The sequence below is a fragment of the Photobacterium piscicola genome, from assembly GCF_046058925.1.
Taxonomy (GTDB): domain Bacteria; phylum Pseudomonadota; class Gammaproteobacteria; order Enterobacterales; family Vibrionaceae; genus Photobacterium; species Photobacterium piscicola.
This window is the reverse complement of sequence record NZ_CP175534.1, coordinates 757,709-783,945: the sequence shown is the minus strand read 5'-3', so window position 1 is coordinate 783,945 and position 26,237 is coordinate 757,709. Positions and strand designations below refer to the sequence as shown.

Below are 26,237 nucleotides of genomic sequence, written 5' to 3'. Positions count from 1 at the left end.
CATTAATTGCCACGCAGTAACCTTTCTGGTATAGATACCGCCCAAAATTAACCAGTGACGGTTATTAGGTACATTAGGAGATGCTATATGCCAGAGACCAACGTTAAAAAATCACTAGGCATCCTGGCTATTGCTGGGGTTGAACCTTATCAGGAAAAAGCTGGCGAAGAATACATGGGCGAAGCTCAATTAGAGCATTTCCATAAAATTCTATCAGCATGGCGTAACCAACTTCGCGTTGAAGTTGATCGCACTGTAAACCACATGCAAGATGAAGCCGCTAACTTCCCCGATCCAGTGGATCGTGCCGCACAAGAAGAAGAGTTCAGCCTTGAACTTCGTAATCGTGACCGCGAGCGTAAACTGATCAAGAAAATTGACAAGACAATCAAGCGTATCGAAGAAGATGATTTCGGCTTCTGTGATTCTTGTGGTGTAGAGATCGGCATTCGCCGTCTTGAAGCTCGTCCAACTGCAGATCTTTGCATCGACTGTAAAACACTTGCAGAGATCAAAGAAAAGCAAATGGCTGGCTAATTACGCCTTTAATCAGGTCAAAGCTAATTTTAGAGGGAGCGTAAGCTCCCTCTTTCGTTTACACTAGCGCTCAAAATAACACGCTGTAATTAACCTAATGGTTGTTTACTTACCGATGTCGCACGAGCTCTGCCTTGTAGTCATAACCACGCGTTATAGATAACTAGGCACCAAACTGAATAGTGCTCTCATTGCAGAGAGTCTTATTCAGTTTGGAGGGAATATATCTTGTCATATTTACCCCTGACTCTGGGCGACATTTACATTGCCGTACCAAGTTAGATAATAATCTATTTGGATTTTATAACCGTTCATTAATGTATGACTAACACAAATCAATATGTCGGTCGTTTTGCACCATCGCCCTCAGGGCCATTGCATTTCGGATCGTTAATTGCAGCTCTTGGTAGCTACCTCCAAGCAAAATCTCAGCAAGGGAAATGGATAGTTAGGATCGAAGATCTTGATCCACCTCGCGAAATGCAAGGGGCAGCTGATGATATTCTGCGCACACTGGAAGCCTTTGGTTTTATGTGGGATGGCAATATCATCTACCAAAGTTTACGTCTTGACGCCTATCAGGCTCAGATCGAAACTTGGTTAGCACAAGGGAATGCATATTATTGTCAGTGTAGTCGAAAAGACATTAAACAAACGGGCGGCTATTACCCTGGTACCTGTCGTACCCTCAATCAACGGCACAGCAATGGTGCGGTTCGATTACAAGTAGACACACCAATAACCCATTTCGATGACCGATTACATGGCCGTATCGAATTGCCATTAGCATTGGCGAGTGAAGATTTTATCATTCGTCGCCGCGATGGCTTATTTGCTTATAATCTTGCTGTAGTGCTAGATGATATCGAACAAGGGATCACCGAAGTTGTACGCGGTGCAGATTTAATTGAGCCTACTGGGCGTCAAATTGGTCTGTACCGACAACTAAGATATCCTGAAGTGAGCTATTTGCACTTACCGCTCGCCATTACTGACAATGGCAATAAATTGTCAAAACAAAATCATGCGCCAGCGATTGATAAACACAATCCTCGGCCTGCATTAATGGCAGCGCTACGCTTTTTAGGCTTTTCGCCTCCGACAGAGCTTGTCACAGAAAGCGTAGAACAAATTTTACAGTGGGGCATCACTCATTGGCAGCTCAAGCAGCTACCAAAGACGACTGCTATCACACTAGCATTCTAAAATAGTCTGCCGTGATATATCATACACGGCTGTTTGTTGAACCATGTGCACAAAATGGGGTGTATTATCTTTAATCGAGTAGCCAACTTTTGCCGTAAAGTATTGAATCGCGACAGTAGTACTCGCGTTCCAGAGGAACAAACTTTGCAAGTTTACCAACGCCCAGAGCACGGCATTTCACGAAAAGATATCAGCGAAAATGCGCTGAAAGTACTATATCGTCTAAACAAAGCTGGTTACGACGCTTACCTTGTTGGTGGCGGCGTCCGCGATTTATTGCTCCACAAACAGCCGAAAGACTTCGATATTGCAACCAATGCAACACCTGAAGAAATCAAAAAACTGTTTCGTAACTGTCGTTTAATCGGCCGTCGTTTCCGTCTTGCTCACATCCTATTTGGACGTGACATTATTGAAGTAGCAACCTTTCGAGGCCACCACTCAGACGCGCCAATACAAGTGACACCGCCTAAAGATAAGCAAAAACCACAGCTCTCTTCTCGCAGTGAAGAAGGCATGTTATTACGTGATAATGTTTACGGCACCATCGAAGAAGATGCAGAGCGCCGTGACTTTACTATTAACGCACTTTATTACAGCGTTAAAGACTTCACCGTTACTGACTATGCCAAAGGTATTGAAGATCTCAATAATCGTGTAATTCGATTAATGGGTGATCCAGAAACCCGTTACCGTGAAGATCCTGTACGTATGCTACGAGCGGTACGCTTTGCTGTTAAGCTAGACATGGATATAGATCCTGTTACCGCTGCGCCAATTCGTGAACTCGCAACACTGATGCAAGATATTCCATCTGCGCGTCTGTTTGAAGAAAGCCTTAAGCTACTGCAATCGGGTCAAGGTCTAGAAACTTACCGTATGCTGCGTGAATACAACTTATTCCAGCAGTTATTCCCCATTTTATCTGACCATTTCACGGAGAATAACAGCAGCAAAACAGAGAAAATGATCGAGCATATCCTTGCCTCGACCGATAAACGAATGGCTGAAGATAAACGTGTTAATCCAGCCTTCATTTATGCTGCAATGCTGTGGTATCCAATGATGACCCGTGCAGAAGAAGTCTCTTTTGCCAGTGGCTTATCATTCTATGATGCCTTTATGGTTGCCAGTAACGATATTCTTGACGAACAAGTGCGCTCCATTGCGATTCCACGTCGCCATACCACGACCGTTCGCGATATCTGGCAGCAACAATTGCGCTTTAGTCGTCGTAGCGGTAAACGTGCCTTTAAGACCATGGAACACCCTAAATTCCGTGCCGCTTATGATTTCTTAGAAATGCGTAGCTTGTTTGAAGGCAGCGATATCAAAGAATTAGCACTATGGTGGAATGAGTTCCAAGACGCAGATTACAACCAACGCGGTCAAATGGTAACTCACATCAATGATGGTGGTGCTCGTCGTCCACGTCGTCGTCGCCCACAGCAACCACGTCGTAAAAAACCACAAGTAAAATCATGATTCGCGCTTATATTGCGATTGGTAGTAACTTGGGCGATCCTGTCGCCCAAGCTCAAACTGCTATCAAAGCACTGCAACACCTACCAAATACACAAGTTATTAGCGTATCCTCACTGTACAGCAGTACACCTATGGGACCGCAAAATCAACCTGATTACATAAATGCGGTTGTTGCTATCGACACCACATTAGCTCCGCTTGAGTTGCTTGATCACACTCAAGCAATTGAGCTCGAACAAGGACGTGTTCGCAAAGATGAACGCTGGGGTCCACGGACACTAGATCTCGATATTCTTTTATATGGTGATCTACAGCACCAGTGTGAGCGCTTAACCGTGCCGCACTATGGAATGAAAGTACGGGAGTTCGTACTGTATCCACTTGCCGAAATTAACCCTGCTTTAGTTTTGCCTGATCACACTTCTTTATGCACGTTATTGACTCAGGTTAACCGTAATGGCTTAGCTATTTGGCAAGCATAAATTCATCAGAGCGAGAAAGAAGCTATGAAAAAAATCACCATCAACGATCTCCTAAAATGGAAGCAAGAAGGTCGTAAATTTGCATCAGTAACAGCATACGACGCGAGTTTTTCTCAATTATTTGAGCAGCAGAATATGCCGGTTATGTTAGTCGGTGACTCGTTAGGCATGGTTCTCCAAGGCCGTAACGATACCCTTCCAGTAACCATTGATGACATCGCTTACCATACGCGTAGCGTTCGTGCAGGCAGCCCTAACTCGCTGCTAATGGCTGACATGCCATTCATGACCTTCGCAACCCCAGCACAAGCTTGTGAAAATGCCGCAAAACTAATGCGCGCAGGGGCAAATATGGTCAAAATCGAAGGTGGCGCTTGGGTTGCTGAAACAATTTCAACCCTTACACAACGAGCTGTCCCTGTATGTGCTCACCTTGGTTTAACACCTCAGTCTGTCAATATTTTTGGCGGTTATAAAGTTCAAGGCCGCAATTTGGATCAAGCTGAGACAATGGTTAATGATGCCATTACCCTCGCTAAAGCTGGTGCCCAAATCATCGTATTGGAATGTGTTCCAGCAAGCCTTGCTGAACGTATTACCAAGGCGGTGGATGTGCCTGTAATTGGTATCGGTGCGGGTAATGCGACCGATGGCCAAATACTGGTTATGCACGACATGTTTGGTATTTCTGCAAACTACATGCCGAAGTTCTCTAAGAACTTCCTTGCAGAAACAGGAGATATGCGTGCTGCGGTTACTAAATACATTGAAGATGTTGAGTCTGGTGCATTTCCAGGATCTCAGCATACCTTTGAATAAGGAATAAGAGATGCAAACATTCGCCGATATTGCCCAGTTAAGAGAGCAAATTACGACGTGGCGCCGCGCAGGCCGTCGAATTGCCTTTGTTCCAACCATGGGTAACTTACATGAAGGCCATCTTACGTTAATGCGTAAAGCACGTAAGCATGCTGATGTTGTTGTTGCGAGTATTTTTGTTAATCCAATGCAGTTTGAAAAAACTGAAGATTTAACCAATTATCCACGTACTCTTGAACAAGATATTGCTAAGTTACAACAGCAAAATATGGTGGATGTGGTATTTACTCCAACCCCAGAAATCATGTACCCAGCCGGACTTAATAATCAAACTTACATTGATGTCCCTGGATTATCGACTATTTTAGAAGGCGAATTACGTCCAGGTCATTTCCGTGGCGTAGCAACCATCGTTAATAAACTATTTAATATCGTCCAACCCGATGTAGCTTGTTTTGGCGAGAAAGATTACCAACAATTGGCGCTTATTCGTCAAATGGTGATTGATCTAGCTATGGATATTAAAATTGTTGGCGTACCAACAGTACGTGAAATGGATGGCTTAGCCATGAGTTCACGTAACGGTAACCTTACCGTTGATGAACGCCAACGTGCACCTGTTTTAGCCCGTACAATGCGTTGGATCAGCAGCCAAATGCGTGGTGGTCGTAATGACTATGACGAATTAATTGTTGATGCTAACGATCAACTCCGTGCTGCAGGCCTGCAACCAGATAAAAGCTTTATCCGTGATGCAGTAACCTTATTGCCTATCACTGACACAACCCAACAAGCGGTTATTTTAATGTCAGCACAATTAGGTAAAGCACGTTTAATCGACAACCAAGTAGTAGACTTATCCCCTGCTGTCGCGGTTGAAGAAGACGTCGCTGAAGCTAATTAATAGCTAAAGGCTGACTAAAAAAATACCGCCCGTTAACCATTAACGGGCGGTATTTTTTTAACTATTATTTGTTAGGTAGCTTAAGCTCGTGCTCAATACGCTTATGAACGTAAGCCAATCCCACGAGAAATCAGGTAATAAGCCACACCATAAAGTGCAATAACAAACACACTTAATACCGCAAATGACGTTCCAATACCCACATCAGACACCCCTAAAAAACCATATCTAAAGGCATTAACCATATACACAATCGGATTGACCTTTGACACCACTTGCCACACTTCAGGCAATAGATTAATTGAATAGAACACACCACCAAGATACGTTAATGGGGTTAACACAAAGGTTGGAATAATACTGATATCATCAAAAGTACGTGCAAAAATAGCGTTAATTAATCCACCCAATGAAAACACAATCGATGTCATCACTACCGTTGCAATGATCACCCATAGATGAGCAATATTGAGTGAAACAAACAACAATGACACCACAGAAACAATCAACCCAACACCTAACCCACGCAGCACACCACCGCCAACATAACCGGCAATAATGATATAGTTAGGTACTGGTGCAACGAGTAACTCTTCGATGTTATGTTGAAATTTGGCACTAAAAAAAGAGGAGGCAACATTAGAATAAGAGTTAGTGATCACCGACATCATAATCAGTCCGGGCACAATGTATTCCATGTAGCTAAAGCCTTCCATGTCACCAATGCGCTGCCCAATCAAATTACCAAAGATAATAAAATACAGCGTCATCGTAATCGCGGGTGGTACCAAGGTTTGTACCCAAATTCGAGTAAACCGATGAATTTCTTTGGTAATTAAACTTTTAAATGCAATCCAATATTGTTTTTTCATTCTTTATCACCTGCCATAGCAGAAGGTCGATCTGTATTAACTAGGTTTACAAATAACTCTTCTAAACGGTTACTCTTATTTCGCATTGAACGCACCACAATACCTTGAGTCGTTAAGGTGCTAAAGACGCTGTTTAAGTCATCGCCTTTATTAAGATCGACTTCAAGAGTATTACTGTCTATCAATCGACACTCACCCACCGCAAGAGTTGGTGTAACTGTTGTGGTATCAATATCTAAAATAAAGGTTTCTAATTCAAGCTGGCTCAATAAGGCTTTCATTGAGGTGTGCTCAACTAACTCACCATGATTAATAATACCGATATTGCGACACAACATTTCGGCTTCTTCAAGGTAATGAGTGGTTAAAATGATCGTTACCCCTTCACGATTAATACGCTGGAGAAAGGTCCACATTGAGCGACGTAGTTCAATATCAACCCCAGCGGTAGGCTCGTCTAAAATCAACAACTTTGGCTCATGCATTAATGCTCGAGCAATCATTAATCGACGCTTCATACCACCAGAAAGATTACGAGCACGATCATGACGTTTACCCCACAAATCTAATTGGGTTAAATATTTTTGTGCCCGTTGTTTCGCCAGTGTTCGTTCAACCCCATAAAAACCCGCCTGATTAACAACAATCTGTTCAACGGTTTCAAAAGGGTTAAAATTAAATTCTTGTGGCACTAGGCCAAGCTGATTTTTAGCATCCACTTTTTGAGTATCTAAGTCATAACCAAAAATACTCACGGATCCCGAAGTTTTATTAACCAGCGAGCTAATAATCCCGATGGTGGTCGATTTACCCGCACCGTTAGGCCCAAGCAAAGCAAAAAAGTCTCCTTGCTCGACATTAAGACTCATATTTTTCAGCGCCTTTACGCCGCCTTTGTAAGTTTTGCTTACATTTTTTATTTCTAAAGCGTTCATTATATGCAATCTTTCTGTTAAATATTTATAGGCTAGTGACAAAACACTAACAACTAATCCGATTTGCTATCAGCGCAGCTTGTGTATAGTAAGGAACATATTAATATAAGGCATTATCATGGCAGATATAAAGCAGCTCTTCGCAAACAACCTTTCATGGTCAGAAAACATTAAGGATGAAGATCCGGAATTTTTTTCTCACCTCGCAGAAGCACAACACCCACAATATCTTTGGATTGGCTGTTCTGACAGTCGAGTTCCAGCTGAACGCCTAACCGGTTTAACCTCCGGTGAATTATTTGTACACCGTAATGTTGCCAACCAAGTTATCCATACTGATTTAAATTGCTTATCCGTGGTTCAGTACGCGGTTGATGTACTTAAAGTTAAGCATATTATCATCTGTGGTCACTATGGCTGCGGCGGTGTTACTGCCGCCATCGAAAACCCACCTTTAGGGCTTATCAATAACTGGTTATTACACATTCGCGATCTGTACCTTAAACACCGTTCAGATCTGGGTAGCCTACCGCGTGAAAAGTGGGATGACAAATTGTGTGAGATTAATGTTGCCTCTCAGGTTTATCATCTCGGCAATTCCACTATCATGCAACAAGCATGGGATCGAGGCCAAGATGTCAAAATTCATGGGTGGATTTACGGTACCAGTAACGGCATTTTAAAAGATTTGGGCGTAACTGCGACCAGCCGTGAAAGTCTTGAAATCACTTATCAAGCAGCGATGTCATCGTTATTACCGCCATTTGAAGAGCAAGTAATGCAGCATCAAGCCACGCTAGAAAATAACAAATAACGAATAACAACCATAAAAAAAGCGACCATGATGGTCGCTTTCTTTATTTTATTCTGCGTCTGGAATAACTTTACCAATGAACGGTAAATGACGGTATTTTTGTGCGTAATCGATGCCAACACCAACCACGAACTCATCTGGAATAACAAAGCCGTACCAATCAACTTTCACATCAACTTCACGACGTTCTGGCTTATCTAATAGCGTACAGATGCTGATTGATTTTGGTTCACGTAGCGATAGAATTTCGCACACTTTACTTAAAGTATTACCAGTATCGATAATATCTTCCACCAATAGCACATCTTTGCCTTTGATGTCGTCATCTAAGTCTTTCAAAATACGCACATCACGATTACTTTGCATAGTATTGCCGTAACTTGATGCTGTCATGAAATCCACTTCATGCGGAATATCAATCGCACGTGCTAAATCTGCCATAAAGACAAATGAGCCACGTAGTAAGCCAACCATTACTAGGTCTGTCGAGTCTTTATAATGTTCCGTGATCTGCTTCCCTAGCTCTTTGATGCGTTCCTGGACATCCTGCTCAGAAATCATTACTTCGATTGTGTGCTTCATTTTATTCTCCATCAACGCGACCGCGTTAGCCTACTGAGGCTATATATTCCAAAGGTCGTTATTGTAGCATTCATTCATCTTAAGCGTTATTTAATCAATAGTGTCCAAAATCCGAAACACTTATTGATAGTTCAGTTTGAATCAACTCAGTTGCTGCTGTAGTGTTTATGTATAAAAAATAAACATAAATACGCTAAATACAAACAGGGTTAGGGAATAAATAATTATGGATACGATTACCAAGAAACCACGTACACGCTTATCACCAGAAAAAAGAAAGCAACAACTGCTTGATTACTCAATTGAAGTTTTCTCTCGTCGCGGTATTGGTCGTGCAGGCCATGCTGATATTGCAGAAATGGCAAATGTATCAGTGGCGACTGTTTTTAACTATTTTCCAACACGAGAAGCATTGGTTGAACAAGTCTTAATGGAAGTTTCAACCCAATTTAATGACTTGCTTACCGAATGTATTGGCGCTTCTAATAAAACCTTACATGCGCGTCTTACTTGCATCACAAATAATTTGATTGATACCGTACTAGAGCAACAAGATTGGATTAAAGTATGGTTTGAATGGAGCACATCCGTACGTGAAGAGGTGTGGCCACAATTTATTGAAAGCAACAAAAAGAACCTCAAGCAAGTGCAGCACGCCTTTTCTCAAGCAATCGATAGCGGTGAAATCACGTCTAATCAAACCCCTGAGAACTTAGCCAAAATGCTGCATGGCATGTGTTATGTGATTTACATGCAAGCAAATCAGCACCCAGATCAAGATATTTTACGTGAACAAGCGCAAACTTATCTGCAAGTGCTTACGCAGAAAAACTAACTAAATAGCTAATGCAAACAATCAAGGCTTGCTCTCACAAGCCTTGATTTATTTATGCTTGAGCAAATATAACCACGGAATGTGGAATCACATTCACCGTTACTCGCTGACCGACATTTAATAATAAATTAGAATTAATCACTAATTTATGCCCTTCAAATTCAACGATGTAACGACAACTGTCTCCCATAAACTGCTGTTCAATTATCACCGCACTACCTTCAGTTTCCGGCATCACAGTCAAATGTTGTGGTCGTAATAACCAATCCACATCAGTACCAGTCATCAATGGTGGTTCTGCCGCGCATGTTTGCTCACCAAATGGGGTCAGTAATTGTTGATTTGCTGTCACAGTTGCTGGTAGATATGATCCGACACCTAAAAATTCAGCCACAAAACGACTACTTGGTTGATAGTAAAGTTCAGTCGCCGTTCCAAATTGTTCAATTACGCCATGGTTCATTACCGCCATTTTATCAGCAAAGGCAAACGCTTCTTCTCGACTGTGGGTTACAAAAATAGCGGTAACACCTTGGTCTTTAAATATTTGGCGAATATCACGAATCAAGCTATGGCGCACTTGAGTATCAATATTAGAAAACGGCTCATCCAATAAAATTAAATCCGGTTCATTGGCTAATGCCCGTGCAATCGCAACCCGCTGTTGTTGCCCCCCCGATAACTGGTGTGGATAACGATCATCAAGCTCCGTTAAATGTACCAATTCTAGCATCTGCTTAATCTTGGCTGTCACTCGCGGTTTATCCCAATGGCGCAAACCAAACGCTATATTTTCAGCCACCGTTAAATGAGGAAATAAGGCATAATCTTGAAAGATCATACCGATATTACGTTGCTCTGGAGGTAAACATAATTGCTGATCCACAATGGTACGGTCATTGATTGCCATGCTGCCATTAGCAAGTGGTAATAACCCTGCGATGGCTTTTAATAAGGTTGTTTTGCCACAGCCACTCGCGCCAAGCAAACACACAATTTCACCCCGTTCTACCGCTAACGACAAATCTTGTAAGATTGGCTGTCCATGGTAACAACAACTAAGATCAGCGACGGATAATGCATGTTTCATTAATGTTTTTGCTCCAAAGAACGATTAACCATAACCAGCGGAATCAAGCCTACAATAACTAATAAAATAGCGGGAAAAGCCGCCACTTCTAACTGTTCATCAGAAGCGAAATTAAACACGTAAGTAGCTAAGGTTTCAAAATTAAACGGTCGCAATAAGATTGCCGCATTGAGTTCTTTCATTGATTCAATAAATACCAGCAAACCGGCAATTAAGCATCCTCGACGAATCAAAGGTAAATGCACTTTACGTAACATTGGCGTCGATGCATAACCCATGGTTTTTGCCGCCATATCTAACGAGGGTGGAATTTTCACTAAACTACTTTCAATGCTACCAATCGCTACCGCAGCGAAGCGCACCACAAAGGCAAAGATAATCGCAAACATTGACCCAGAAAAAATCAGCCCAGGACGCCCCAGATCTAAGCTTCGAGCAATATCATTCACTAAATGATCAGCACTGGTTAGAGGGATCATCACGCCAATCGCTAATACGGTACCGGGTACAGCATAACCTAATGACGCTAATCGCATCGGTATAGTGCTGACACTACGACCATCTAAGCGTTGATAAAAATTAACCATTAAAGCAAGACAAACAGCCACCATAGCCGCCGCCAATGACACCATTAAGCTATTAAAACTGTAGGTCTTAAATTGTGCGGTCCAACTTACTGAGAAATAATCAATGGCGTAATAACCTAATTGCAGCATTGGTAAAATAAATGCACATCCAACTAATCCCCAACACCAACCTACCGCCAGCCATTTTTTCCAGCCACTTAATTGATATTTAGTATGGCTGTCATTGCCACATTGTTGTTGAAACATTTTTTGCTTACGACGACTAAAACGCTCGCTACTGATCAGTAAAAAAATAACCATCAACATAATTGCAGAAATTTTAGCGGCAGCATTGAGATTAGAATAGCCAAGCCAAGTATCGTATACCGCTGTCGTGAGGGTATTTAAAGCAAAATAACTCACGGTACCAAAATCACCCAAGGCTTCCATTGCTACTAATGACACACCAACAGCAATCGCAGGCCGCGCTAGTGGTAATGAAATTCGACAAAAACTTTGCCAAGGTGAACAACCTAATAATCGTGCTGATTGAAGCAGGTTATTACTTTGCTCCATGAACGTGGCACGGACTAATAAATACACATACGGATATAACACCAGCGCTAAGACAAAACATGCGCCCCATAATGAGCGTAAGTCAGGGAACCAGTAATCACTAACATGCTGCCAACCAAAAAAGTCACGCAACCAAATTTGAATTGGACCTGCATAATCAAACCAATGGGTGTAAAGGTAGCCGACGATATAACCAGGCATTGCGAGGGGTAAAATAAGTGCCCATTGAAGTATTTTTTCGCCCGGTAAACGGCACATCGCCATTAACCATGCACTTGGAAGCCCAAAAACTAAGGTAAGTAACACCGTACCAACCACCAGCCCAAGGGTATTTAACGCATAGGTAGACATCACTGTATTCATCAAGTGTGAAAACACCTGATCTGAATTACCCATGGCAGTAATAAATATAGCGATAATAGGCAACACTAACAACGAGCCAAACAACCAACTATTAACCCGCCAAAATAAAAACTTTTCTTTCATTTACTACTACTTAGTACGTTTTTCAATATATTTAAGCCCACAACATCAGGCCTCTTTATCAGTAAATTTACTCACTGAAAGTAAGCATGAGAAGCTACCACAACTTATTGCAAAAGAGACTAAGTTAAACTGAAAAATGGGGCTTTACACCCCATTTATTTTGTAACTAATTACAGATCAAACTTCACTTCATCAAGCAATTTAATCGCAGCTTTATGGTATTGTGCAACTTGATCAAGTGATACATCATCAGCTTTAAATTCGCCCCATGATGCGACTAACTCTGAACGCTTAACACCCGCTTTTACTGGGTATTCATAGTTCACTTCAGCGTACATTTGTTGGGCTGTGGTTGCCGTTAAGAATTCCATTAACTTTAGCGCATTATCTTTATTCGGTGCGTATTTCGCCATTGCCATACCGCTGACGTTAACATGAGTACCGTTACCTTGTTGGCCTGGGAAGTTAATTTCAACCGCTTCTGCCCATGCTTTTTGGTTTGGATCGTTAACCATTTTTCCTAGGTAGTAGCTGTTACCAATGGCGATATCACATAAACCTTCTTTCACCGCTTGTACTTGACCACGGTCATTACCTTGAGGCTTACGCGCTAAATTCGCTTTCACACCTTCAAGCCAAGTTTTCGTTGCCGCTTCACCATTGTGGGCAATCATCGCTGAAACAAGTGAAACGTTATATGGGTGCTTTCCTGAACGCGTACAAAGTTTACCTTTCCATTCAGGCTTAGCTAAATCACTGTAATCAAAAGATGCGGGTAATTTACCGATGCGATCTTTTGATGAATAAACATTACGAGAACGCAGTGTTAATGCAAACCACTCATCTTCATTATCACGAAATTGTGCCGGAATATTCGTATCAATAACTTTGCTATCAACAGGCTGAACCAACTTTTTATCCGACAATTCCACTAAACGGCTAATATCGGTTGTCAGTACCACATCCGCAGGACTGTACTCACCTTCTTGCTGAAGTTTTTCAGCAATGCCTTCTTTAGCAAACTTAACGTTAACCTTAATACCCGTCTCTTTGGTGAACTCATTAAACATTGGCTCAACAAGGAATGGCTGGCGGTATGAGTAGACATTGACTTCTTCCGCCGCTGTCGCGATTTGAGGTGCGGTCAAACCGAAGAAAACAGCGGTAGCTAAAAGTTTTTTCATTGCTAAATCCCTTAATGCAAAATGTAATGATAATATTTCTCAATTAGATTAATAAAGGATTATACGTTTTTCACATTCGAACACAATCGAGCTGTAACACTTCATTACAAAAAAACGCCACCGCAAGCGATGACGTTTTTTTACACTTTAACAGCACTTAAATGCAGCCATTATTACTATTTTACACTGACAAATTCAGGATAAGCATCAACACCACAGTCATGTGAGTCCATACCTTCAAGCTCTTCATCTTCACTGACACGAATACCAATAGTGAATTTCAATATTCCCCATACCACTAAACTTGCACCAAATACCCAGCCAAAGATAACTGCAGCACCAAATAACTGAGTCATGAAATCGGCATCTGGATTACTTAACGGCACCATCATTAAGCCAAATAAACCACACACGCCATGAACAGAAATCGCACCGACGGGATCATCAACTTTTACCTTATCAAAGCCAATAATACTAAACACCACTAATGCTCCTGCAACACCACCAATCGCAACTGCAGCTAATGGTGATGGTGATAATGGGTCAGCAGTAATGGCAACCAAGCCGGCCAATGCGCCGTTAAGAATCATAGTAAGGTCAGCTTTACCCCATAAGATTTTACACACCGCAAGAGCAATAATGGCACCAGCAGCAGCGGCGGCATTAGTATTTAAAAATATTTGTCCAACAGCGGTCGCATTCTCAAAATCAGACAGCATTAACTGTGAACCACCGTTAAAGCCAAACCAACCAAACCATAGAATAAATGTACCGACAGTGGCTAAGGGCATGTTTGAACCAGGAATAGGGTGCACTTCACCGTTTTTACCGTATTTACCTTTTCGAGCGCCAAGCAGCAATACACCCGTTAATGCAGCGGCAGCACCTGCCATATGAACGATACCAGAACCAGCAAAGTCACTAAAACCCGCTTCAGAAAGGAAACCACCGCCCCATGTCCAGTAACCTTCAACCGGATAAATAAAGCCAGTTAACACCACTGAAAATAATAAAAATGACCACAACTTCATACGCTCAGCAACCGCACCTGATACTACTGACATTGCGGTAGCAACAAAGACGACCTGAAAAAAGAAATCAGATTCTAAAGAGTGATCTGCGCCTTCAGCTTGAGTACCAATTAATGCGCCAAATGAGGGTAACCAACCACCGCCGCTGTTATCGACATACATGATGTTATAGCCGACTAATAAAAATGTCGTACACGCAATGGCGTATAAACAAAAGTTCTTGGTGAGTATTTCAGTAGTATTTTTTGAACGGACTAAACCTGCTTCTAACATGGCAAAACCTGCTGCCATCCACATCACTAATGCACCTGAAATCAAAAAGAAAAATGTATCGAGTGCGTAGCGTAATTCAATTACTGTCGTTGATAATTCCATGGTAACCTTCCCTTATACCTGATGTTTATGATCCTATATCCATGCTGCGACTAAAGCGCCTCTCTGTCTACTTCTCCTGTTCGAATACGTACGGCATGTTCAAGATCATAAACAAATATTTTGCCATCACCGATTTTTCCTGTTTGCGCAGCCTTGCTGATAGCATCAACAATATCATCCAAATTTTCTGCCTGAGTCGCGATTTCTAATTTTACTTTAGGCAAAAAATCAATTTGGTATTCAGCGCCACGGTATAATTCGGTATGCCCTTTTTGACGCCCAAATCCTTTTACTTCTGATACAGTCATTCCTTCAACACCGACAACGGCCAATGCTTCGCGTACATCATCTAATTTAAATGGCTTAATAATCGCATTAATTATTTTCATGATTTGCTCCTTACTTTCAATGTATTCCCCATTATGATTAAACAACAAACAATCATCGTGCCAATTATTTAACTCACTGTTTAATAAAGAAATTAAAAAACAAATCACCATAAACAAAAAAAGGCCGCACCATATAGGTGCAGCCTTTTCACTGTAATATAGCATCTAACGGCTACTGATAAATAACCTGATTAAAAACGGATCACAAATGCTCGCCAAGCTTCTAATGCTTGTGCTAAATCTTCAAAACCACACACCGACATACTTTCTTCATCATAAAAATGAAAATCTTCTTCAAAATCTTCATCTTCTTCAGAAAACAGACAGTTAGCTTGAACCAAAGCTTCGTTATCTTGTAAGCATAACGTCAGTTCATCACCCGTTAATCGCCATTCTTTAGTGCTATTTTTCAATGCACTAAGTTGATCTATTACCATATCTATTTTTTCGACATCCTTGCCAAGCTCGTCAATGATCCAATGACCTAATACCTCATGGCCCATTGAAAAAATGGCATGATAACTACCGTCCAAGGTATTTTTTTTAAATTCGTAATCCATACCTTTAGTACCCCATCTCTGATCATCTTCGTTGTTAACTGCTACACTGCTCGCAGAATGCGCTTGGCGCCCATTGTCAGGATCTCTCACTAAAATGCAACTCAATACCACCATTGCTCGACAAATCGTTGCCCGTACTATGAAAATCATTAAGCATTCAGTCAATGTAATGGATTGTCATGGGCGCATTATTGGCTCGGGCGACCCACAACGTCTAAACCAATACCATGACGGTGCTATTTTGGCGCTGAATAACCACCATATTATCGAGATAGATCAAGCAACCTCTCAACAACTGCAAGGGGTAAAACCAGGCATCAATCTGCCAATTATGTTTCAGCAACAAGCTATTGGTGTCGTAGGTATTTCAGGGGATCCTGATGACGTGCGTAATTATGGTGAATTGGTCAAAATGACAGCCGAGCTAATTGTTGAGCAAGCCGCTTTAATGACCCAAGTGGAATGGCATAAACGCCACCGAGAAGAGTTGGTGATGCAGCTCATCAATAACGATAACCTTGATGACATGCAGCTAAATACGATTGCTGAGCGATTAGAAATCGAACTCGAACAACCACGGATTGCGACTGTCATTAAAGTGCTACCTCATGATGGTGAAGCTTTTTCTTTAGAAAACTTGCAGCATTTAGTTCATCTGCTGGAATACCCTGAACGGGATAACTTAGTGGCAATTAGTTCAGTTTCTCGCAACGAAGTGGTGGTACTGAAACCAATCACACTTACTAACAAAGGTTGGTCACGGGATCTTGAACAAAAACGGGTTTATAAGCTGCTAAAACGTATTAATAAAGAAGCCAATTACACCATTAAAATTGCGCTAGGCGATTATTTCCCGACAATTCAAGGGCTGGCACAATCTTATTTAACCGCCACTGCAACCATGGAAGCAGCACTTAATCACCATCAACAAACATCACAACAGGTATTTTTTTACCAAGATCATATTCTACCTGTGCTCCTCAATAAAATAACCGCAGAGGCGTGGCGTTACCAACAACTGCAAGCGCCACTTGAAAAATTAAAGCACCATGATCCGCGTGGAATCTTAGTCAAAACCCTAACGGCATTTTTTGATCAAAATTGTGATTTAGCTCAAACCTGCCAAGTGCTACATATTCACCGAAATACACTTCGTTATCGACTTGATAAAATCGAGCAACAAACCAACTTACAAATCAATAAGATAAGCGACATCACTCGCTTGTATTTAGCTATCATTAGTCAATCATAATTAACGTAATTTGTGCAAATGCATAAATTACTAGCAAGCTAACCACACTTTATTTGTTAGTTTGCCTAAAGCTTCTCATTTCAAAATTCACTACAGTGCAGCCATCTTAACTTTTCACTGGAATGGAACAATGGTTGAAGTCTCCACCCTTGGTGCCCTCGCAGCACTGGTCGTCGCTATCGGACTGATCTTAAAACGCGTACCGCCCGCTTATGGCATGATCATTGGTGCTCTGGTGGGCGGCATTGTTGGTGGTATCTCTTTAACCGATACCGTCACCATGATGATTGGTGGCGCTCAAGGTATTGTCACTGCTGTATTACGTATTCTCGCCGCTGGTGTCTTGGCTGGCGTCTTAATTGAATCCGGTGCCGCAACCTCCATTGCAGAAACAATTGTCAAAAAAGTGGGTGAAACGCGCGCGTTATTAGCCCTTGCGATGGCAACCATGATCCTTACTGCGGTTGGCGTCTTTGTGGACGTTGCGGTTATTACTGTTGCCCCAATTGCATTAGCCATTGCCCGTCGTGCCGATCTTTCTAAAATGGCGATCCTATTAGCGATGGTCGGTGGCGGTAAAGCGGGTAACGTTATGTCACCCAATCCTAACTCTATTGCTGCGGCAGATGCGTTTAATGTCCCTCTAACATCCGTCATGGCAGCAGGTGTTATTCCAGGACTGTGTGGAATGTTATTTGCTTACTTTATTGCTAAAAAATTAGTCAATAAAGGCAGTAAAGTCCAAGCCCACGAAGTTATTGATGTTGATTTGAGCCGTTTACCCTCTTTTGCTACCGCCATTGTTGCTCCATTAGTTGCCATTGCATTATTAGCCCTACGTCCTATCGCTGGTATTAATGTCGATCCACTTATCGCCCTTCCATTAGGCGGTTTAATGGGTGCAATTGCCATGAAGCGTTTCCGTGATACCAACCACTTTGCGGTTTCTGGATTAAACCGCATGGCGCCAGTGGCGGTGATGTTACTAGGTACTGGTACTCTCGCGGGCATCATTGCCAATTCAGGCTTAAAAAGTGGCTTAATTGATGTGTTAACAGCATCGGGATTACCCTCTTACTTACTCGCGCCTATCTCTGGTGCCATGATGTCACTAGCCACAGCATCAACCACAGCGGGTACTGCGGTAGCCTCAAGCGTGTTTAGTCATACTATTTTAGAATTAGGTGTCCCAGCCATTGCAGGTGCGGCAATGATCCATGCTGGCGCCACCGTATTTGACCATATGCCTCACGGTAGCTTCTTCCATGCGACAGGCGGCTCAGTTCATATGGATATGCATGAACGTTTAAAACTAATCCCTTATGAAACCGCTGTTGGCTTAATGATTGCTACCGTTTCTACACTTATCTTTGGCGTATTTGGCTTCACTATTTAACAAGGCTGATTGATTATGAAAATTATTATTGCTCCTGACTCATACAAAGAAAGCCTGACCGCAATGGAAGTGGCAACTGCAATTGAAGCAGGATTTCGCCAAGTGATGCCAACGGCTGAATACATTAAATTACCAATGGCTGATGGCGGCGAAGGCACGGTGCAATCATTGGTTGATGCCAGTAACGGCACCATCATAGAGCACGCAGTTACAGGTCCTTTGGGAACCCAAGTTAACGCTTTTTTTGGCCTCATGGGTGACGGTAAAACTGCGGTTATTGAAATGGCAGCGGCATCTGGCTTGCACCTTGTTAGCCCTGACCTGCGTAACCCAATGCTCACGACGAGTTATGGTACTGGCGAATTGATTCTAGCGGCACTGGATCACGGGGTTAACCATATTATTGTTGGTATCGGTGGCAGTGCGACCAATGACGGCGGTATCGGTATGGCGCAAGCACTTGGCGTACAGCTATTAGATAGCAACGGTCAAGCGCTTAAATTTGGTGGTCAAGCATTAGCACAACTGGCAACCATTGATATCACAACGGTCGATCCGCGTCTTGCCAATATAAAACTGGAAGTGGCGTGTGATGTTGATAATCCCCTTTGTGGTGAAAAAGGGGCATCACAGGTGTTTGGCCCTCAAAAAGGAGCTACCCCAGCAATGGTTGCCGCACTTGATCAGCATCTTGCTCACTATGCCGCAATCATAAAACAAGACTTAGGTGTAGATATTAAAAATACAGCAGGAGCAGGTGCTGCTGGCGGTATGGGCGCGGCGTTATTAGGTTTATTTAATGCTCAATTACGCTCAGGCATCGAGATCGTGATCGACGCGGTTAACTTGGGCGATATTGTTCAGGATGCAGATCTAGTGATCACAGGTGAAGGACGTATTGATAGCCAAACTATTCATGGTAAAACGCCGATTGGCGTCGCACGTACAGCCAAGCAATACCATAAACCCGTAATTGGTATTGCAGGTTGTTTAAGCCAAGATTGTGGCGTGGTTTATGATCATGGAATTGACGCGGTATTTAGTGTTGTTCCCGCAGCGATGAGCCTTGAACAAGCCTTTAGCAATGCGGCAATCAATGTTGAATTAACCGCCCGTAATGTAGCAGCAATGTATTGCTTGAACCGCTAATGCATTGGCTCATAAATAATTAAGCAATACTAATAAAAACGCCGCGATTATTCGCGGCGTTTTTCGCTCTTTATTTTTATTCAATAACCGTTACATCAACAATAATGTCAATTAAACCGGTTGCTGAATAATGACTTCATCAGCTTTGTTAGTGTAATCCGCCATGCGATCAAAATTGAGATAACGGTAAGTATCAGCCGCTGTTGCATCAATCTGTTTAGCATAAGTTAGGTATTCATCCATAGTTGGAATACGACCTAAAATAGCCCCGACCGCGGCTAACTCAGCCGAAGATAAATACACATTGGCACCATTACCTAAACGGTTAGGGAAGTTACGGGTCGAGGTCGACATTACCGTAGCTTTATCTTTTACTCGTGCTTGGTTACCCATACACAATGAACATCCCGGTGTTTCAATACGTACTCCAGCACGACCAAAAATACCGTAATAACCTTCTTCGGTAAGCTGGTCTTTATCCATCTTAGTTGGTGGTGCCACCCATAAACGCGTATCTAGTTGGCCACCAAATTTCTCAAGTAACTTACCTGCCGCACGGAAATGACCAATGTTAGTCATACATGAGCCGATAAATACTTCATCAATCGCGGTTCCCGCCACCTCAGACAATAAACGCGCATCATCAGGATCATTCGGCGCACACAGAATTGGCTCTTTAATGTCTGCCAGATCAATCTCGATCACATGCGCATATTCAGCATCTTTATCTGCGGTCATTAACTCAGGATTGGCTAACCATGCTTGCATCGCAGTAATTCGGCGCTCAATGGTACGACGATCACCATAGCCTTTAGCGATCATCCACTTCAGCATTACAATATTTGAGTTTAAATATTCAGTGATCGATTCTGGCGATAATTTAACGGTACAGCCTGCAGCACTTCGCTCTGCCGATGCATCAGAAAGTTCAAACGCTTGCTCAACCGATAAATGCTCAACCCCTTCAATCTCAAGTACACGACCTGAGAATTCATTGATCTTACCCGATTTTTCAACCGTTAATAGCCCTTGCTGAATAGCAAAATAAGGAATCGCATGAACCAGATCTCGCAGGGTAATCCCCGCTTGCATCTCACCTTTAAAACGCACCAAAATAGATTCCGGCATATCAAGCGGCATCACGCCCGTTGCCGCAGCAAATGCCACTAAACCAGAACCCGCAGGGAATGAAATACCTAATGGGAAACGAGTATGTGAATCGCCCCCCGTACCAACAGTATCTGGCAATAACATGCGGTTAAGCCATGAGTGAATAACACCATCTTTAGGACGTAATGCCACTCCACCACGATTCATAATAAAATCAGGCAATGTATGGTGCGTATTAACATCAATCGGTTTTGGATAAGCAGAAGTATGACAGAAAGACTGCATGGTTAGATCGGCAGAAAAACCTAAACAGGCTAAGTCTTTCAGTTCATCACGTGTCATGGGGCCGGTGGTATCTTGCGAACCAACGGTGGTCATCTTAGGCTCACAATAGGTGCCAGGACGAACCCCTTCAACACCACACGCTTTACCGACCATCTTCTGCGCTAGAGTATAACCTTTACCGTTATCTTTAACGGCCACAGGACGACGGAACACATCAGATGCAGGCAAGCCTAACGCTTGACGGGCACGATCGGTTAGGCCACGACCAATGATCAATGGAATTCGCCCACCCGCACGCACTTCATCAATCAAGACCTCGGTTTTTAGTTTAAAGGTTGAGACCAATTCATCGTTATCATGACGACGCACTTCACCTTTAAACGGATAAACGTCAATCACATCGCCCATAGCAAGTTTTGTTACATCAACTTCAATCGGTAATGCACCAGCATCTTCCATAGTATTAAAGAAGATCGGCGCGATCTTACCACCAAGCACGTAGCCACCAGCACGCTTATTAGGTACGTAAGGAATATCATCCCCCATAAACCATAGCACTGAGTTAGTTGCTGATTTTCGTGATGATCCGGTTCCCACGACATCACCAACATACACTAATTGATGACCTTGTTGTTTAAGGGCCTCAATTTGCGTAATCGGACCAATCACTCCCGCTTGATCGGGTGTGATCCCTTCACGCTCAATTTTTAGCATCGCTAATGCATGTAACGGAATATCCGGTCGTGACCACGCATCAGGCGCAGGAGATAAGTCATCAGTATTGGTTTCACCACTGACTTTAAATACGGTAAGAGTGATTTTTTCAGCAAGAGCAGGCTTAGATAAGAACCACTCGGCATCAGCCCATGATTGCATCACTTGCTTGGCAAAAGTATTGCCCGCTTTGGCTTTTTGCTCAACATCATAGAATGAGTCAAACATCAGTAAAGTATGAGATAGCGCACTAACAGCGATAGGGGCAAGCTCAGCATCATCAAGTAATGACACTAGTGGTTCGATATTGTAACCACCTTGCATGGTCCCTAATAACTGCGCGGCCTTGGTTTTGTCAACTAATGGCGATTGTGCTTCACCAGTAGTGATTGCAGCCAGAAAACCCGCTTTTACATAAGCAGCTTCGTCCACACCCGGTGGAATACGGTTTTCTAATAAATCCAGTAGTGCCGCTTCCTCACCTTGCGGCGGGGTTTTTAATAGCTCAATCAGAGCGGCAACCTGTTCAGCATTAAGAGGTTGAGCAACAACCCCCTCTGCCGCACGCTCTTCGACGTGTTTACGGTAGGCTTCAAGCACGACATATTCCTCTTATATTGGCTCGACGATAACGCCGAACATCCTTGGAAGTTAAATGATCTCTCACTGATCAGTCATTGCGATTTAATCTATACCTGACATCTTAACGGCTAATTAGAGATCAAAACTGTTAAATACCATAGCATTTTTAACCTAAAATTAAAATAAGTCGATGTTTTACAACATTCACAGTTTTAATAAATATCGCCTCAGTCACCGCTAAATATTGATAACCCTGCCACTAAATCTCATGTGACAAGTATCAATATTGCTCACTAAAGTTAGCGCTAGCTCATATTGCGCGCCATAAATCACTAAAGTTTTTTCATAAATACGCCGATACATAAGCCTGTATTTTCATTTCACCGACCATCATGACGTAACCACGTATGGTCTGTTCATTTGCTCATAAATATAAGCCGTCTTATGAATTACAAACATTTAAGCATCAAATCAAAACTGATCATCGCCATCACCATGGCGGTACTCGCTTCAACGACCTTAGTCAGTGTCCTTAGTCAAAGCCAAGTTCGCGCAGCCATTACCACTCGAATCTTAGACTTAGAATTGCCCTCGATCTTGTTGCAAATTCGTAATAATGTCGAAAAAGAAGTCACTCAGTTACAATCAGCCGCAGAGCAACTTGCCAATAACAGCTACGTTATCGACAGTGTGTTAGCCACCAAAGCCCCGCAAGATAAAACCCGTTTAGTCAAAGAATTACGTAATATTCAGCATCAATACCAGTTATTAGATGTCTCTATTGCTAACCGTCACAACGGCGATTACTGGAACCAAAATGGTTTTTTACGCCAACTGACCCCTCAACAAGATCAATGGTTTTTTGACGCTATTCAAGCGAACCACACTCGCAGCCTCAGTATCTTTAGAGAAAAAACTGGTGAGGTAAAACTGTTTGTTAACTATCAGCAACCACAGGGTGATACTTTAGCGGGGCTCTCTAAATCTCTTGATGATATGGCAAGTTTTATTAGTCAATTTAAAATTGAACAAACCGGATTTGTCTATTTAGTCGATAGTAAAGGCACCATTAAAATCCATCGTGATAACGACAAAATGTTAGGTCACAATTCAATTACGACCTTATTTGATTCAACCGTGGCCACCACCTTATTAAATAAACAAAGTTTTAGTGTGATAGAAACAAAGAGTAATAATGAAGATGTCTTTTTAGCAGCGAGCTACATTCCCGCCATGGATTGGTATGTGATTGGCGAACTTCCAAAAAAAGAAGCCTTTGCTGCCCTCACGACTATTCGTAATCAAGTTATTTTATTTACCGCCATTATTGCTGCAATCTTTATTGTTATCGCTATTTTTCTCGCCAGCAGTATTACTCGCCCAATTAAAAACCTAGCATTAATGTTTAAGAATCTTGGTGAAGGCGATGGTGATTTACGCCACCGTTTAAACGTTGAAGCTAATGATGAAATTGGACAATTATCATCAGGATTTAATGGCTTTATTGGTAAGATCCACCATTCAGTGATTGACGTTGCAGAAACGGGGAACGCCCTTCGTCAAGCGGCAGAATCAGTGGCATCTCAAGCTCAATTAACCCTTGATAATAGCCATAGCCAACGCGATAGAACCTTATTGGTTGTAACTGCAATCAATGAAATGGGAGCAACGGTTAATGAAATTGCCAGTAATGCCGCCCTCGCCGCCGAATCGACTCAACAAGCCGAACAACAAACCCATGATGGTCAGCAAGTGGTGAGCGAAGCCCGCAATACCATTAATCAACTGTCATCCGATATCGGTCAGGTTAGTGATGTGATTGATTCATTGGCTAATAACACTCAATCTATTGGCAGTATTTTAGATGTGATTCGAGGAATTTCAGAACAAACAAATCTGTTGGCATTAAATGCTGCCATTGAAGCGGCACGAGCGGGAGAACAAGGACGCGGGTTTGCCGTGGTTGCAGATGAAGTTCGCAATCTTGCTAGTCGAACGGCAACTTCGACAGATGAAATTCAAACGATGATTAACCGCTTACAACAAGAAGCATCAAATGCCGTTAGTGCAATAGAGCAAAGTCGTCAGCTATCAGACAATGGCGTCTCAGCATCTGATCAAGCCTCTACCGCTTTAATTTCCATTGCGGATCGTATTAGCTTAATTGCCGATATGAATACTCAGGTCGCAACCGCAACCGAAGAGCAATCAATTGTGGTGCGCGACATTAATTGCAATATTGAAGAGATCAATGAAACCACTCAGTTAACCGCAGAAACAGCAGCGCAACTGGCAGATTCTAGCCAATCATTACGCCAACTTTCACAGCGTTTGGATGATATGGTCGGCACTTTTAAATTGTAATTATCAACCTTACATCGCTATCGGTTTATGCAGCTATAACTAACAAAACTATAGCTAACAAAAAAGCGCCATCAGGCGCTTTTTTATTTACAAAGCATTAAGCAAGAATTACTTGTTACGCTTTACTGCTTTTGCATTTGGCAGGTCAGTGATTGAACCTTCAAATACTTCTGCTGCAAGACCAATTGATTCATGCAATGTTGGGTGAGCGTGAATTGTTAATGCGATATCTTCCGCATCACAACCCATCTCGATCGCTAGACCGATTTCACCTAATAATTCACCACCGTTAGTACCTACGATAGCACCACCGATAACGCGGTGAGTGTCTTTATCGAAGATCATCTTAGTCATACCATCAGCACAATCAGATGCGATAGCACGGCCAGATGCAGCCCATGGGAATGTAGCAACTTCGTAGTTAATGCCTTCAGCTTTCGCTTCTTTCTCAGTCTTACCTACCCACGCCACTTCTGGCTCAGTGTAGGCAATTGAAGGAATAACTTTAGGATCGAAGTAGTGCTTCTTACCTGAAATAACTTCAGCCGCTACGTGACCTTCATGCACACCTTTGTGAGCAAGCATAGGTTGACCAACAACGTCACCAATCGCATGAATGTGAGCAACGTTAGTACGCATTTGCTTATCAACGTGAATAAAGCCACGTTCATCAACATTGATACCTGCTTTCTCAGCATCGATTAGCTGACCATTTGGTACACGACCGATAGCAACAAGCACTGCATCATAACGTGTTGGTTCCGCAGGTGCTTTCTTGCCTTCCATTGAAACGTAGATACCGTCTTCTTTAGCTTCAACTGCTGTCACTTTCGTTTCAAGCATTAGGTTGAATTTCTTCGCAATACGCTTAGTGAAGACTTTAATGATATCTTTATCAGCTGCTGGAATAACTTGATCGAACATCTCAACAACGTCGACATCAGAACCTAGCGCGTGGTAAACCGTACCCATTTCAAGACCAATGATACCGCCGCCCATAATCAGTAACTTTTGAGGTACTTCTTTAAGCTCTAGCGCATCTGTTGAATCCCAAATACGTGGGTCTTCATGTGGAATGAAAGGCAGTTTAATTGGGCGTGAACCCGCAGCGATAATTGCATTGTCAAAAGTAACAGTCGTTTGACCATCAACACCTTCAACAACGATTGAATTAGGGCCAGTAAATTTACCGTAACCGTTAACCACGTTAACTTTACGCATCTTAGCCATACCGCCAAGACCGCCAGTAAGTTGGGTAATTACTTTATCTTTCCATAGACGGATTTTATTAATATCGGTTTGTGGCTCACCGAAAATCACGCCATGTTCAGCCATCGCTTTTGCTTCTTCGATCACTTTCGCTACGTGAAGCAGAGCTTTTGATGGAATACAACCGACGTTAAGACATACGCCGCCAAGAGTATTAAATTTTTCGATTAGAACCGTATCTAGACCTAAGTCTGCACAACGGAATGCCGCAGAATAACCAGCAGGGCCTGAACCCAACACCACTACCTGGGCTTTAATTTCTTTGCTCATCATGACCTCGTTGTAAGTCTTTTATCCCTAACAGGCTATCAGCTACGCTGTACTTTTTAATGCTAAATTCACCGTCAAATTGAGTAACAAGTTTACAGACCTGTTAACAACATGAAAA

Annotated in this window: 23 protein-coding genes; 12 read left to right on the top strand and 11 right to left on the bottom strand. The window is 42.5% G+C overall.

Annotated elements, in window-relative coordinates; all coding sequences use genetic code 11:
• Positions 1-87 precede the first annotated feature (87 nt).
• The 6 genes from dksA (at position 88) to panC (ending at position 5,433) form a co-directional block, all read left to right on the top strand.
• Positions 88-537, top strand: a complete 450-nt coding sequence (gene dksA, locus ACJZU6_RS03775) for an RNA polymerase-binding protein DksA (RefSeq protein ID WP_080158274.1) — start codon at positions 88-90, stop codon at positions 535-537.
• Positions 538-858: 321 nt separating this feature from the next.
• A complete protein-coding gene (gluQRS, locus tag ACJZU6_RS03770; RefSeq protein ID WP_408900668.1) occupies positions 859-1,743 on the top strand; it encodes a tRNA glutamyl-Q(34) synthetase GluQRS in 885 nt (294 codons plus the stop codon).
• Between the two features lie 54 nt (positions 1,744-1,797).
• Entirely contained in the window at positions 1,798-3,228 is a 1,431-nt protein-coding gene (pcnB, locus tag ACJZU6_RS03765) for a polynucleotide adenylyltransferase PcnB (RefSeq protein ID WP_107276481.1), read from the top strand.
• A complete protein-coding gene (folK, locus tag ACJZU6_RS03760; protein WP_080158277.1) occupies positions 3,225-3,710 on the top strand; it encodes a 2-amino-4-hydroxy-6-hydroxymethyldihydropteridine diphosphokinase in 486 nt (161 codons plus the stop codon). The genes pcnB and folK overlap by 4 nt, the downstream gene beginning before the upstream one ends.
• Positions 3,711-3,734: 24 nt before the next feature.
• Positions 3,735-4,529 carry a 3-methyl-2-oxobutanoate hydroxymethyltransferase gene (panB, locus tag ACJZU6_RS03755; RefSeq protein ID WP_080158278.1) on the top strand — a complete coding sequence of 265 codons (795 nt, stop codon included), beginning with the start codon at positions 3,735-3,737 and terminating at the stop codon, positions 4,527-4,529.
• A gap of 10 nt (positions 4,530-4,539) precedes the next feature.
• Positions 4,540-5,433 (top strand): pantoate--beta-alanine ligase, encoded by an 894-nt coding sequence (panC, locus tag ACJZU6_RS03750; RefSeq protein WP_080158279.1) that lies wholly within the window; start codon positions 4,540-4,542, stop codon positions 5,431-5,433.
• A gap of 101 nt (positions 5,434-5,534) precedes the next feature.
• Here the strand turns inward: panC and ACJZU6_RS03745 are convergent, their stop codons facing one another.
• Together ACJZU6_RS03745 and ACJZU6_RS03740 are read right to left on the bottom strand one after the other, a co-directional pair.
• Positions 5,535-6,305, bottom strand: coding sequence for an ABC transporter permease (locus tag ACJZU6_RS03745; protein ID WP_080158280.1), 771 nt, complete (start codon positions 6,303-6,305; stop codon positions 5,535-5,537).
• Positions 6,302-7,240 (bottom strand): ABC transporter ATP-binding protein, encoded by a 939-nt coding sequence (locus ACJZU6_RS03740; RefSeq protein WP_408900667.1) that lies wholly within the window; start codon positions 7,238-7,240, stop codon positions 6,302-6,304. Before ACJZU6_RS03740 ends, ACJZU6_RS03745 begins: the two co-directional genes overlap by 4 nt.
• A gap of 118 nt (positions 7,241-7,358) precedes the next feature.
• On the opposite strand from ACJZU6_RS03740, the gene can reads away from it, so the two are divergent.
• Positions 7,359-8,054, top strand: coding sequence for a carbonate dehydratase (gene can, locus ACJZU6_RS03735; RefSeq protein WP_080158282.1), 696 nt, complete (start codon positions 7,359-7,361; stop codon positions 8,052-8,054).
• 48 nt (positions 8,055-8,102) lie between these two features.
• On the opposite strand, the gene hpt is transcribed toward can, so the two are convergent.
• Complete coding sequence (gene hpt, locus ACJZU6_RS03730; protein WP_080158283.1) at positions 8,103-8,636, bottom strand: hypoxanthine phosphoribosyltransferase; 534 nt, start codon at positions 8,634-8,636, stop codon at positions 8,103-8,105.
• A gap of 226 nt (positions 8,637-8,862) precedes the next feature.
• Between hpt and ACJZU6_RS03725 the strand changes: the two genes are divergently transcribed.
• Positions 8,863-9,471: a TetR/AcrR family transcriptional regulator gene (locus ACJZU6_RS03725; protein WP_080158284.1), complete on the top strand. Its 609-nt coding sequence runs from the start codon at positions 8,863-8,865 to the stop codon at positions 9,469-9,471.
• Positions 9,472-9,523: 52 nt separating this feature from the next.
• Here the strand turns inward: ACJZU6_RS03725 and ACJZU6_RS03720 are convergent, their stop codons facing one another.
• The 6 genes from ACJZU6_RS03720 to ACJZU6_RS03695 all read right to left on the bottom strand — a co-directional run bounded on the left by ACJZU6_RS03720 (position 9,524) and on the right by ACJZU6_RS03695 (position 15,728).
• Positions 9,524-10,561 (bottom strand): ABC transporter ATP-binding protein, encoded by a 1,038-nt coding sequence (locus tag ACJZU6_RS03720; RefSeq protein WP_408900666.1) that lies wholly within the window; start codon positions 10,559-10,561, stop codon positions 9,524-9,526.
• Positions 10,561-12,189, bottom strand: a complete 1,629-nt coding sequence (locus ACJZU6_RS03715; protein WP_408900665.1) for an ABC transporter permease — start codon at positions 12,187-12,189, stop codon at positions 10,561-10,563. Before ACJZU6_RS03715 ends, ACJZU6_RS03720 begins: the two co-directional genes overlap by 1 nt.
• A gap of 170 nt (positions 12,190-12,359) precedes the next feature.
• Positions 12,360-13,373, bottom strand: coding sequence for a Fe(3+) ABC transporter substrate-binding protein (locus ACJZU6_RS03710; protein WP_327769975.1), 1,014 nt, complete (start codon positions 13,371-13,373; stop codon positions 12,360-12,362).
• A 176-nt stretch (positions 13,374-13,549) separates the two neighbouring features.
• A complete protein-coding gene (locus tag ACJZU6_RS03705; protein WP_408900664.1) occupies positions 13,550-14,779 on the bottom strand; it encodes an ammonium transporter in 1,230 nt (409 codons plus the stop codon).
• 50 nt (positions 14,780-14,829) lie between these two features.
• The gene (locus ACJZU6_RS03700; protein ID WP_080158289.1) at positions 14,830-15,168 is read right to left on the bottom strand and encodes a P-II family nitrogen regulator; all 339 of its coding nucleotides are present in this window, start codon (positions 15,166-15,168) and stop codon (positions 14,830-14,832) included.
• 191 nt (positions 15,169-15,359) lie between these two features.
• The gene (locus tag ACJZU6_RS03695; RefSeq protein ID WP_080158396.1) at positions 15,360-15,728 is read right to left on the bottom strand and encodes a YacL family protein; all 369 of its coding nucleotides are present in this window, start codon (positions 15,726-15,728) and stop codon (positions 15,360-15,362) included.
• 94 nt (positions 15,729-15,822) lie between these two features.
• On the opposite strand from ACJZU6_RS03695, the gene ACJZU6_RS03690 reads away from it, so the two are divergent.
• The 3 genes from ACJZU6_RS03690 to ACJZU6_RS03680 all read left to right on the top strand — a co-directional run bounded on the left by ACJZU6_RS03690 (position 15,823) and on the right by ACJZU6_RS03680 (position 19,525).
• Positions 15,823-16,980 (top strand): sugar diacid recognition domain-containing protein, encoded by a 1,158-nt coding sequence (locus tag ACJZU6_RS03690; protein ID WP_408900663.1) that lies wholly within the window; start codon positions 15,823-15,825, stop codon positions 16,978-16,980.
• Positions 16,981-17,110: 130 nt separating this feature from the next.
• Entirely contained in the window at positions 17,111-18,376 is a 1,266-nt protein-coding gene (locus tag ACJZU6_RS03685; RefSeq protein WP_408900662.1) for a GntP family permease, read from the top strand.
• A 15-nt stretch (positions 18,377-18,391) separates the two neighbouring features.
• On the top strand, positions 18,392-19,525 hold the full coding sequence (locus tag ACJZU6_RS03680) for a glycerate kinase (RefSeq protein WP_408900661.1): 1,134 nt from the start codon (positions 18,392-18,394) through the stop codon (positions 19,523-19,525).
• Positions 19,526-19,636: 111 nt separating this feature from the next.
• Here the strand turns inward: ACJZU6_RS03680 and acnB are convergent, their stop codons facing one another.
• The gene (acnB, locus tag ACJZU6_RS03675; RefSeq protein ID WP_408900660.1) at positions 19,637-22,234 is read right to left on the bottom strand and encodes a bifunctional aconitate hydratase 2/2-methylisocitrate dehydratase; all 2,598 of its coding nucleotides are present in this window, start codon (positions 22,232-22,234) and stop codon (positions 19,637-19,639) included.
• Between the two features lie 426 nt (positions 22,235-22,660).
• Here acnB and ACJZU6_RS03670 point away from each other — a divergent pair, with 426 nt between their 5' ends.
• Positions 22,661-24,580 (top strand): methyl-accepting chemotaxis protein, encoded by a 1,920-nt coding sequence (locus ACJZU6_RS03670; protein WP_107276471.1) that lies wholly within the window; start codon positions 22,661-22,663, stop codon positions 24,578-24,580.
• 108 nt (positions 24,581-24,688) lie between these two features.
• On the opposite strand, the gene lpdA is transcribed toward ACJZU6_RS03670, so the two are convergent.
• Complete coding sequence (gene lpdA, locus ACJZU6_RS03665; RefSeq protein ID WP_408900914.1) at positions 24,689-26,119, bottom strand: dihydrolipoyl dehydrogenase; 1,431 nt, start codon at positions 26,117-26,119, stop codon at positions 24,689-24,691.
• Positions 26,120-26,237 lie beyond the last annotated feature (118 nt).